General features: G+C 40.1%; 10 protein-coding genes. All 10 read right to left on the bottom strand.

The genetic code is table 11. The annotated features are described in order from the left end of the window. Positions 1-29: 29 nt before the first annotated feature. The gene (locus LOC50_RS17135) at positions 30-1,808 is read right to left on the bottom strand and encodes an alpha-amylase family glycosyl hydrolase (protein ID WP_250654026.1); all 1,779 of its coding nucleotides are present in this window, start codon (positions 1,806-1,808) and stop codon (positions 30-32) included. 20 nt (positions 1,809-1,828) lie between these two features. Further along, complete coding sequence (locus LOC50_RS17130; protein WP_250654025.1) at positions 1,829-3,049, bottom strand: glycosyltransferase family protein; 1,221 nt, start codon at positions 3,047-3,049, stop codon at positions 1,829-1,831. Next, positions 3,042-4,784 (bottom strand): HAD-IIB family hydrolase, encoded by a 1,743-nt coding sequence (locus tag LOC50_RS17125; protein ID WP_250654186.1) that lies wholly within the window; start codon positions 4,782-4,784, stop codon positions 3,042-3,044. Before LOC50_RS17125 ends, LOC50_RS17130 begins: the two co-directional genes overlap by 8 nt. Before the next feature lie 146 nt (positions 4,785-4,930). Then, on the bottom strand, positions 4,931-6,169 hold the full coding sequence (locus tag LOC50_RS17120; RefSeq protein ID WP_250654024.1) for a uracil-xanthine permease family protein: 1,239 nt from the start codon (positions 6,167-6,169) through the stop codon (positions 4,931-4,933). Positions 6,170-6,178: 9 nt separating this feature from the next. Continuing rightward, a complete protein-coding gene (upp, locus tag LOC50_RS17115; RefSeq protein ID WP_008115315.1) occupies positions 6,179-6,811 on the bottom strand; it encodes a uracil phosphoribosyltransferase in 633 nt (210 codons plus the stop codon). A gap of 133 nt (positions 6,812-6,944) precedes the next feature. After that, entirely contained in the window at positions 6,945-7,892 is a 948-nt protein-coding gene (locus LOC50_RS17600; protein WP_250654185.1) for a DUF1679 domain-containing protein, read from the bottom strand. 288 nt (positions 7,893-8,180) lie between these two features. Continuing rightward, positions 8,181-9,137: a glycerophosphodiester phosphodiesterase family protein gene (locus LOC50_RS17105; RefSeq protein WP_036983930.1), complete on the bottom strand. Its 957-nt coding sequence runs from the start codon at positions 9,135-9,137 to the stop codon at positions 8,181-8,183. Positions 9,138-9,585: 448 nt separating this feature from the next. Then, positions 9,586-10,560, bottom strand: coding sequence for a transposase (locus LOC50_RS17100; RefSeq protein WP_250654023.1), 975 nt, complete (start codon positions 10,558-10,560; stop codon positions 9,586-9,588). A gap of 245 nt (positions 10,561-10,805) precedes the next feature. Next, the gene (locus LOC50_RS17095) at positions 10,806-11,318 is read right to left on the bottom strand and encodes an AbiV family abortive infection protein (protein ID WP_250654022.1); all 513 of its coding nucleotides are present in this window, start codon (positions 11,316-11,318) and stop codon (positions 10,806-10,808) included. 6 nt (positions 11,319-11,324) lie between these two features. Further along, a complete protein-coding gene (locus LOC50_RS17090) occupies positions 11,325-11,651 on the bottom strand; it encodes a hypothetical protein (protein ID WP_250654021.1) in 327 nt (108 codons plus the stop codon). Positions 11,652-11,679: the final 28 nt, after the last annotated feature.

The raw sequence follows: 11,679 nt of genomic DNA, 5'->3' as shown, positions 1-11,679 counted from the left end.
GTTACATTGATTACTTTAAACGTCGTTATTTATGCTCTATTAGATAACCAGAGTGTTTGATACGGTGCTAATTGCATAGTTTTAAGCTCTTCATCCAGCACTGTTTTAGAGAGCAGCTCAACCCATTGCTGAGTATTTATTAAGTTTAAATCGGCTAGGGTTAAGCTTTGTGGCTGACTGCTAATATTATAAACACAAAAAATGCTTTGTTGGCGGTCTATACTTTGTCGCCAAAAACCAAATAACCCCTCTCCTAAGTGCAAAGTAAATTGTGTGGCATTAGGATGGAATGCTACTTGCCTTTTACGCACTGCTAATAACTGTTTTATTCCCTTGAACACCTGGTGGTGATGGCTGTATTTTTCTTCAATTGCCGCTAACAATTTTGATTCTTGCCAGCGATGACGATTAATTGCGCGATTGTGCTGCGAATTTTCAAAACGCTCATAGTCATTAGTTGTACCAAGTAAGCTATGTATATATAGCCCCGGTATTCCTTCCATTGCAAACATAATGGCATGGGCACACAAAAAACGCTCAAGGCCATATTTATCTGCGCCATTATGCGTACCTTGTAAGGCATCAAACAAGGCAATATTTAGCTCATAGGGGGTATGTGTACCATCGAGACTGGTGCGCATTGAAACACGCCCCCCAAATTGCATGGTCGTACTTACTAACGAAGCAACTTCACTCGGTTGTAATAAGCCTTCAATTGGCCTCAAACCAATGCCATCATGAGAGGCTATAAAATTAAAATATGCGGTACCGTTTTGCGCTGGCGGCATGCTCATCACCCAGTGCTTAAGCGCGGTACTATCACCACTAAGTAAAGTGTGCAATAACAACGGCGGTAAGGCAAAGTTATAAATTGCATGGGCTTCGTTGGCATTACCAAAGTAAGATAGGTTTTCTTGATTGGGAATGTTGGTCTCGGTAATAATAACCACACTAGGCTCAGCATGCTCAATCAGCGTTCGCAGTAAACGCACCACTTCATGGGTTTGCGGTAAGTTTATACAACTGGTATTAAGCTGTTTCCATAAAAAGGCCACGGCATCAAGGCGAAACAAGCGAATACCGTTATCTAAATAGTGGCGAATAATGCCGACAAACTCTTTTAACACCTCGGGATTTTCAAAATCAAAATCCACTTGATCATGACTAAATGTGCACCATACATGTTTTTCACCACTAGTTGTTGTTACCGTATTTAATAGTGGCGACGTACGAGGACGAACAACTTGGCTTAAATCGTCAGTTAAACTGGCTGTTTTAAAGTAATCTTTTCCGGGGTGTGTGTCAGTTAAAAAGTTTTCAAACCAAATACTTCGACTAGAGCAATGATTAATTACTAAGTCAGCCATTAACTTTACATCGTTGGCAATCGCATTTATGTCTTGCCAGTCGCCCAGCGCTTCATTAACGTGTGCATAGTTCATTACCGCAAACCCTTCATCTGAGCTATACGGATAAAAGGGTAAAATGTGCAGTGCATTAAGCTGATGATCGCACTGCTCTTTTATAAAGCGATGCAAGGTTTTTAACGGGGCTTCTAAGGGAGTCCCAACGGCTAACTCACTGTCTTCATGGTTTATTATCGAATCGCCATAGGCTATTAGCACAACATCTTGTTCATCCCAGCGGTTAGTGTGTGGCGTGGGATCGCGAAGTGGGTTATCACCTAGAATTAAGGTGATCAATTCTTCAGTCAATTCGCTTATTGCTATCGGTAATTCAACATCTTGATAAATAGCATATAAATGTTGTTCAACTCGTTGAAAAAACTGTTCTTTAACTATACTCACAGGCGCCTCGTTTAATGATGTTAACTGTATTGCTCGTTATCTAGCTCAACGGCTTCTTTTAAACGCTCAAGTACGTCTGGCATTGCCGAGGCCACACGGTTCCAACTTGGCACAAAGGGGGCTTCCATTGGGTTTTCTAAAAAGTGCTGACCGGCATTCATGATATTTTGCGCAAACATTTCAACGGCTTTTTCTTCTTGGTGAATATCAAGGGTTAAACCGTTCATTAGTGCATCATTGTGATAGGTTTCAATAAAATCTAAACCAATGCGGTAATAAGTCGCTTTTAATGAACGTATAGTTTCGCTGGTAAAGGTAACCCCCTGAGTCGCTAACTTTCTAAATAGTGCTTTGGTGATATCAATCGACATTTTAGAAAGGCCAGCGGTTTGGTCGTCGAGCGATAACGCCTGATGTTTATGATCGTAGTTGTCGGCAATATCAACTTGGCATAAGCGGTTATGGGAGTAATTACGGTACATTTCACTTAATACGCCAATTTCTAACCCCCAGTCACTAGGAATACGAATATCGTTTAATACATCACGCCTAAACGAAAATTCACCGGCTAATGGGTAACGAAATGAATCCATGTATTCTAGGTAATCACGGCTGCCTAAAATGGTTTTAAACGAGCGCAATAACGGAGTAACTAGTAAACGCGATACTCGACCATTTATTTTTCCATTGGCGGTGCGCGGGTAAAAGCCTTTACAAAATTCATAGTTAAATCGAGGATGTGCAACGGGATAAATTAATCGCGCTAATAAGCCTCGGTCATAAGTTAAAATATCGCAATCATGCAAGGCGATTGATTCAACCTCAGCGGTGGCTAATTTATACCCCATGCAATACCACACATTACGCCCTTTACCGAGCTCGCGTGGCGCCACACCTAAAGCTTGAAGCTCTTTATCGAGCGCCTGCAAACGTGGGCCATCGTTCCACAACACTTTATGGTTTTGATCAAGCGATTTAAAAAAGTTCAATGCATAGCGATACTGGCTTTCGTCGGCTCTGTCTAAGCCTATAGTTATTTGCGATAAATACGGTACTTGTTGCAGCTCTTTAACAATATTTTGTAAAGCAGGGCCTTCTAACTCACTAAATAATGAAGGCAATATAAGCCCCATGGGTCGCTGTTTACTAAAGCCAAGCAACTCTTTTTCTAAATCGTCTACGGGTCTATTAGCAATGTTATGTAGTGTTGTAATAATGCCATTTTGATAAAAATCAGCCATGTAAACTATACTCCTCAGAACTGGGTAAAATACTGTTAATACAAGGTAATGCAGTGATTTCTTCTACCCAGCCTAACGGCGCTGGCAACTGAGAATAACGCGCTTTGTTATGGGTTAATTTAACCGGCTTTTTGCTCTCTGGATTGGCAATAATAATGGCAATATCTGCCTCTTCGAGCATTTGCTTATCGTTATCACTATCTCCAAGCGCAATAATGCTTAGCGGCTTAGTAAACTGCGCAGTAAACTGTTCCACTAGCCATTGTTGCGCCATGCTTTTATCGGTATTTTTACCAATGTGAATAAAGCGCCCGCCTACTTTAACGTCGTAGCCATACACTGTTATTGCGTTTATAAATTCGTTGAGTTTGTGCTCTTCGCCATGCCAGCAGAGCGGATCTGAATATTGACGATTCTGTGCTTGCGCCGCCTGTATCGCGTTTAACCCAGTGATGTGCATTACCTGCTCACACGATAACTCACTGAATAAACTATATTGATCGCCGTAGTCTTTTTTTAAGTGTGTTAAATCAGCCCATAAATTGCTAATGGGTGCCGCAAATGAATAACACCAATAGCCTTGGTATTCGCTGCAGCCAATGGGTCTGAGGGTAAAGTAATTTTTAGGAATATAAACAGCCGAGCCATTTTCAACAATAAAAGGCTGTTTAATATTGAGCGCTTGCTGCAGTGCCACTACTTCACTAAATGTTTTACTGGTATTAAATACCACGGGTACACCACTGTATTGCAGCTCTTGTAGTAAGGTATCTACCGCATCGGTGTTGTAATATCTATGATTTAATAACGTACCATCTAAATCGGTAAAAAGAATGGGCTGACCAATATTGTCGCTAGTTAGCTGCATTGCTACTACATCACGATTACTATCAAGCTCTATAAGTGCATTTGCTTTAGCACTGAGGGTATTGAGGTTTTCACGAGTGATGCGTTCAAAATGAGAAATAAACCACAATAACTGCTCATCGGTCATAGTGCCTGCGCCCTGCCCTTGTTTGGCAATTAACTTGTGCTCTTGCTCTTGTCGCCAGGCAAACACATCATCAAAACTTGGGGCTTTGAGCATTATTGTGTAGTCGATTTTATCAAAAACGGTTTTATATTCATTGGCTAAACAGCTGTTAATACAGCGACGCCACAACCCTTGTTGATCATATGATTTTTCTAGCTCATTAATAGGCTCAACTAAAGTAAAAGGCTGCTGTGGTTCACTGGCTACACACCACCCTTCTAAAATAACAATATCGACTGGCTGACTATTGGTTAACCATTTATTTTTTGCTACAGGTTCATCTTGTTGCTTGTCAAAACGTGGCAGCGGTACATTTACTTCTGCATTTAATAAACGGCTAATGGTGTTATCCATCAACGCAACATCATGTGTACCCGGTACACCTCTAGTGGCGAATAAACAATGCACATCTTGGGCTAACTGCTGACGTTTTTGGGTTGATAAATAAAAGTCATCAATAGAGAGTGCGACACAATTTAGGTGGGTGTTTTGCTCAAACCAAGTCACTAAATAGTCACCAAGCGTGGTTTTTCCTGAGCCTTGGCAGCCGTTGATGGCAACAAATAAAGGCGCATTTTTTTTGCTGGTTAAAATATCCTGAGCAATCACAGAAAAATACTGCTCACTAATATATTGATATTTCAACGGCAATTGATGTTTTACTAAAAAAGCATTTATATCCACACTATTGGCCTCCAATATAACAACCCCTGATTCAACTATAGGGTATGAATAAGGAAATGCAGTTACTAGACCAATATTATTTATTGTTACTTTTTAGTAGGTTAAAAAAAAAGCGCATTTAAAATGCGCTTTTTTGGTGCAATATTTTTAACCACAGTGCAAATTTAATTCTCGTTGCTCTGTGCTTTTGGGAATACTAAATTTAATACTATACCTAAAACAGCGCATAAGCTCACACCTTCAAGGCTGAACTGGCTGCTACCAATGTGCATACCACCAATACCGCAAATTAAAATAAGCGCCACAATACTTAAATTGCGAGGTTCGCTTAAGTCATCGCCCGATTTAACTAAAGTATTTAAGCCAATAACGGCAATAGAGCCAAATAATAAAATCATTATGCCGCCCATTACAGGGACCGGAATGGTTTGCAAGCCCGCGCCCATTTTAGCCACAAACGCCAAACAAATTGCAATAATGGCAGTCCACATCATCACTTTAGGGTTAAAGTTTTTAGTTAGCATTACCGCACCGGTTACCTCTGAGTAAGTGGTGTTAGGTGGGCCGCCAAATAATGACGCAGCAGACGTGGCTAACCCATCACCAAATAAAGTGCGATGTAGCCCTGGCTTTTTCAAATAGTCTTTTTTTGTAACTTGGCTAATTGCCATCATGTCGCCAATGTGTTCAATAGCAGGCGCAATTGCCACCGGCACCATAAACAAAATGGCTTGCCATTTAAACTCTGGCAGTACAAAGTTAGGCACTGCCAACCACTGTGCATTACTGACTGTTTCAAACTGCACTACACCCATAAATAACGATAGCGTGTAACCGGCAACAACACCGGCTAAAATAGGTATTAGTTTAAATACCCCTTTGCCCCACACGGCAAACACTAAAGTGACTAGTAATGAGAACATAGAGATAATAATGGCACTATCGTAGGCAATAATTTGTGTAACACCATCGCCACTTTTACCCATGGCCATATTAACCGCAGCTGGCGCGAGTGCGAGGCCAATCACCATAATGACTGGGCCGACCACAATTGGCGGCAAAATTTTATGTAAGGTTTTTGTGCCTTTAAACTTCACCAATAAACTCAACAGCATATAAGTAAAGCCCGCTGCCATTAAGCCGCCCATAGTGGCGGGTATGCCCCACATTTGCACTGAGGCAATAATGGGTGCAATAAACGCAAATGACGAGGCTAAAAAAATAGGCACTTGGCCTTTGGTCACTAATTGAAACAACAAAGTACCTAAACCTGCGGTAAACAAGGCAACACTCGGATCGAGGCCGGTTAAAATAGGCACTAATACCAGTGCACCAAACGCTACAAATAGCATTTGGGCACCCGTTAAAATGGTTTTTATTGAAAACGTAGAATTATTTTGCACTGCTAAACCCTAGTAAACCGTACCGAAAATTTTATCACCTGCATCCCCTAATCCCGGGATAATGTAGCCTTTTTCATTGAGGTGGCTATCAACTGAGGCAGTAAAAATCTCTACATCTGGGTGAGCGGCTAATGTTTTTTCAACGCCTTCAGGCGCAGCAACCAGTACAATAACTTTAATTTCTTTACAGCCTGCTTTTTTAAGCATATCGATGGTGGCGATCATAGAGCCACCAGTAGCCAGCATAGGGTCAATCACTAAGCTCAAACGCTCATCAATATTACCTACTAGCTTTTCAAAATAAGGCACTGGCTCAAGTGTTTCTTCGTTACGCTCTAAACCCACCACACTCACTTTAGCCGCTGGGAGTAATTGCATTACGCCGTCCATCATGCCAAGGCCTGCGCGTAAAATTGGCACAACGGTAATTTTTTTACCCTTAATGTGCTCAACTTTAAGTTTATTACCGTCCCAACCTGTAATTTCGTTATCTTCTAATTCTAGGTTTTTAGTGGCTTCGTAAGTCAATAAGGTACCCACTTCTGAACACAACTCGCGAAAACTTTTCGTGCTAATTCCATGCGCGCGCATTAAACCTAACTTATGTTGAACAAGGGGGTGAGAAATAACGTGAATAGCCATAGTAATAAACCTAGTGATAAAAAATTTGACGTATTTTATATTAAAACAGGCCGTTTGACTGTTAATTTTAGCCTTGATTTCATAGTTCGTGCCAAAATATTTAATTTAGCCATAACTGTTCAACTTTTTGTGTTTATGAGTTGTTACTGGCTAACCAATTATTTACTTGGGCTTGCATGTAGCCGTTAATTTTTTTGTGCTCGGGGCTCCACCCAAGTAAAAACCGATAAAAGTCTGCCCACGCCACCGGCCATAAATGAGCCCATTGTGTAATAACGTCATCCGCATTCACTGCTGGTTGGTAGTGACTGAGTGCGTTTTTAAACTGGCTAAAATAATAGTTGAGGTAAGTTTGTGCGTATTTGTGAAGCTCAGAATCATCCAAACAGCTGGTCATAAAATACATAACATCTACCACCCCAACACCCGCACCCACATATTGAAAGTCGTAACCGCGTATATGCCCTTGGCTATTAGCTGCAAAATTAGCAAGCTTGGCATCACCATGAATTAACGTTTTATAATTACATTGCTTTAACGCACTGTTTAACAATGATGCAGCCTGTTTAATATCGGACTTTTCAGGTAAGTTATTAAATTCATCAGGGCGTGTATCCAAATGCCAATAACTTCCTTGCGGCCATAAACCATCAAATTTTGTATTTAAATGAAAGGCATGAAAATGTGCCAACCACATTAAAATCGCTTTTATATTCTCGGTAGATGCTTGGATATAACCCTGCTTTGAAAAATCTTTAAACACCAAGGCAAACTCATCGCCTTTGTTGATTGCTTTAATGCATTCAATAGCTGCCGCTTGCTTGGGCAGTTTATGACTAAATTGCTGATAAAATGTATATTCAACGTGGTAAGAGCCACGTTTCCTGTTAAGCGCAAACGCACTTTGTTTAATTTTAGAATGATTAATGTGATCGGGTACTTTAATCGCTTTAATCACACAGGCTTGCTCATCAAGTTGGCACTTCACAATTTGACCACAGTCACTCCAAAGTGAAGTTAGGGTTTCGCCAATGGCTATACGCTCAAAATGCGGGATAAGTAACGGAAGATAAAAAGACATAGCCATATTAGGTTGCTAAATTTTAGTTAGTTTAACATTAGACGGTGTTTTTAATAAAAGGTCTTAATAAAAAAAGCCCTGCGCGCACAACATGAAATACAGTGTTAATATCGCGTATCAGCCAACTGACTTGACGCTTTCATGCAATTGCCATGACACACAATGCTCATTACTTATACTTCTTAAGGCATAGTTTGAAGCCATTGAAAGTAAGAAATTTAAGGTGGGTTTCTGCATAACTTGTACATGGTCCCCTTGGAAACTTAACGCCCGCGTAATAAGCGCGAGCTAGCGAGCGTCCTGATTGACGCGTTTGTTAGCTTGTGTTGCACGCATAAAATCAAGATCACTAGTGATAACTCCAATACCCGATGCGACAACGTCATCGTAGGGTTGAGTGATCGATTCATGTCGAGACCAAAGATAAACATCCGAACCATAGCTCTGTAATCTTGATGCAAGGCGTTCAGGATAGCCCCAAAAATACTTTGTCATCGAGGGAGGTATAAAAAGAATGGTGTTCCTACAGGACTTAGGAACTAATCCCGCCCATCCAACTAAAAGATAATCTATTCCGCAACTCTTTACACTACCAACACTTGCTAACCGTAAAGATGAATCCTTGTTTCGAAACCACTCTTTACCTTTTGAAGAGGTAATTACAATATGGCTAGATTTTTTGCCAGATAGATACTCATATAGAGTTTCGAATGAACGTATGTCGTTATCCTTTAGGTTTAACCAAAACTCATGCTTTGGATACCGTTCGTAAAACGCCTCTAACTTGGAAATCCTAAAACCTTTTCCTCTAAATGGGAAAGTCGCACCATCATCAAACGTATATCCATATCCTGCATCAATACTTTTCAACTGCTCAAACGATGTTTTATGTACCGGCCCATACCCGTTTGTAGCACAATCTAACGTCCAGTCATGAAAAACAACCAGTTGATCATCACGAGTTCTGTGAACATTTAGATGAATTACGTTCGCTCCGGCTGCAACGGAAGAAGCCACGGCTTCTAGTGTGTTTTCAACAGAATTGATGTTTGATGGTTTTATTGAAAGGGCGGTACAGCCAGTTTTATTTAGTTTTTCATAATTAACTGCGCTTCCGCCTCCTCGATAGGCCACGATCTCGCCATGTCGCTGTAGGTCAGGAACGAACACATAAGCGTTAACAACTCCTAGAGTAATTATGCAAGACAGTGCGATCAAAAACGTCTTAACTATTTTTATAAACATTTATTACCAGAATCCTTGATAGATGGTCGATGAAAGCTAACGCCAAGCTCAGCGCGCGCCTAAAAATATCATACGATGACACCCATTTTAATGACCTATTGAACCTGTGTCACAAAATTCACTATTAAGCTCTGCATTTAGTTTCTTGCAACTTTAAAAGGCTGGTTTCAGCTTTAAATAAGTAAATATCGTTGTAAAACTTAAATATCATACGATGACACCCATTTTAATGACCTATTGAACCTGTGATTATCATACGATGACACCCATTTTAATGACCTATTGAACCTGTGTCACAAAATTCACTATTAAGCTCTGCATTTAGTTTCTTGCAACTTTAAAAGGCTGGTTTCAGCTTTAAATAAGTAAATATCGTTGTAAAACTTAAATGACAGACATGGAAATACCTGCTCTATACAGTAAGTTTACGTATTTGATCGATTAAGCTTTATGCGAGTAATTTTTCGCAGTTACTCATGTTTGCTCGCCGCTTTCTCCCTAGATTTTCACAATAGCTTTCATGTGAAGAAGGTCTACCGACTGCACCATGAAACACACGCGTAAATTGTGTCGTCAATTTCAGCCAGTTCTCAGGGCTAATATTGACTCGCTCTAGTAAAGGAAGGTATATATTGTCAATGTGTCCCTGCTTGTCTTCTCTTATAACACGGCCTGTTAATTCAACGAGTTCAAGGTAGGATTTAAGTTCAAAAGGTAGGCCTTTTGGCATGATTTGGCGTGGTAATCCTGCAAAACGTAATAAACTTTTAGGCTGCTTGCCTGTTGCTGCACTTTCTAATCGCTTTTTCACGCTGGTATGATTTGATTTTTCGGGGATGCTGGCTACCTTTGCTCTAATTGGATTTAAATCTACATACGCCATGCAAGCAGCTAGTGCGGCTTCATCTAGCAAGGCCTGTGATTTAAAGCGCCCTTCCCAGAATCGACCAGTGCAGTTGTCTTCTTTATTCGCTTTGCGCGCAATATCTTCATTTAACAAGCGCATAAACCAACTGATGCTAGATAGCCGCTCTCGGTATTGTTTTACTGTTTGATTGAAAAAGATAAGCTCTGCTTTAGTGAGTTTTTCACCTTGCAGGTATTTTTGCGTTAATAACGTGCCTTTACACACTTTATGCCAACGAATAATAATGGCTTTGTCATTTAGCCTATTGGCCTTTTTATCATCTACATATAATACTAAATGAGTGTGATTACTCATCACAGCATAAGCACACACATCTATGCAAAATACTTTTGCTAAGGCAAGTAGCCTATCTTCTACCCAGCCTCTGCGGTGCTCATAAGACTGACCTGTAAAATGGTCTTCTCCGCATAAAAAGGCTCGGCGTACACAACGTGAAATACAGTGATAATATCGCGTATCAGCCAAACTAACCTGACGCTTTCTTGCAATTGCCATGGAACACCCAGCCTATTTATTCATACTACCTAAAGCATAGTTTGAAACCATTGAAAGTACAAAATTAAAGATGGGTGTCTGTTTTATTGTGTTTTATTCCGCAAAATTAAAGATGGGTGTCTGTTTCATTCCAAATTAAAGATGGGTGTCTGTTTCATTTCCTAATTCGAGCTGAAGTAATTATGGCTTAAAAAGTTAGGCAAGGATCAGTGTGTTTAACTTGACAGTGGGAGTCATACCAACGCCTAAGTCAGCGGCGAGTTTACGAGTCCTTTGGACTTACTTGTTAGCTTTATACTTGAATATTTAGCCATACTTTCAGCAAACTCAATGAATTTGGTGACATCTTTTTCAGCAATTGATTCACTTGGAGTTGAAATGGCACCATTAATATAAGTAACATACATTGAGTTGTTTTTAAGGTCGTTTATATGAGCAACTAAGTCTTTTTCGTAGCCTTCTAATTGTTTTGTAAGTTCTGGATTTTCCGATTTTGATAGACTTAATATGAACTCTATTTTTTTCTTGTGATTTCTCAGTAACTTCGTGACCCTTTCCATTTGATCGCTAGATGTTCCGAACAAGTCGATAAACTTCAATATAATCGATTTCGATGCCTCCTCCGTTGCCATATGAGAAAGGTAGTAAGCGCGCTCTTCTTTTCCTGAGTTCAGTAAAATCCTAGCTTCGCTAGCTAGTGACATAGCATTTAGTGAAGATTTCTCAGCCCAGTTATAGTAAATATTATCTGCACCCAAAATAATTCAACCCCATTCGTTCATTAGTTTCAAGCAGAGATTTGTTTTGTCACTTCCGCCATTTACCCAAACAGTGGCAGCATCTTTTTTCCCCTCTTTTTCCTTTTTATGGTTTTTTCCTCCAATACCCCAAAGCTCAGTCAATGCCTTTGTAGCCGCCGTTGTAGCAGGCTCAATTTGTAAGGAGAATCCTTTTTCTTCAAAGTAAGTAGAGCAGTATATGAGTGTTTGATAATCATACGCATAGCTTTTGATAAGAATTTCAGTACGACTATCTTTTGCTATAGCGTTCATGCCAAGAAGGCTTATTACAATAAAAACAATTGGTCGCATATATTTCTCGTTAATGTGATGTGTTATG

This window comes from Pseudoalteromonas sp. SCSIO 43095 (assembly GCF_023650455.1).
Taxonomy (GTDB): domain Bacteria; phylum Pseudomonadota; class Gammaproteobacteria; order Enterobacterales; family Alteromonadaceae; genus Pseudoalteromonas; species Pseudoalteromonas tetraodonis.
Note: the sequence above shows the minus strand (reverse complement) of the source record. Positions and strands in the feature narration are given on the sequence as shown.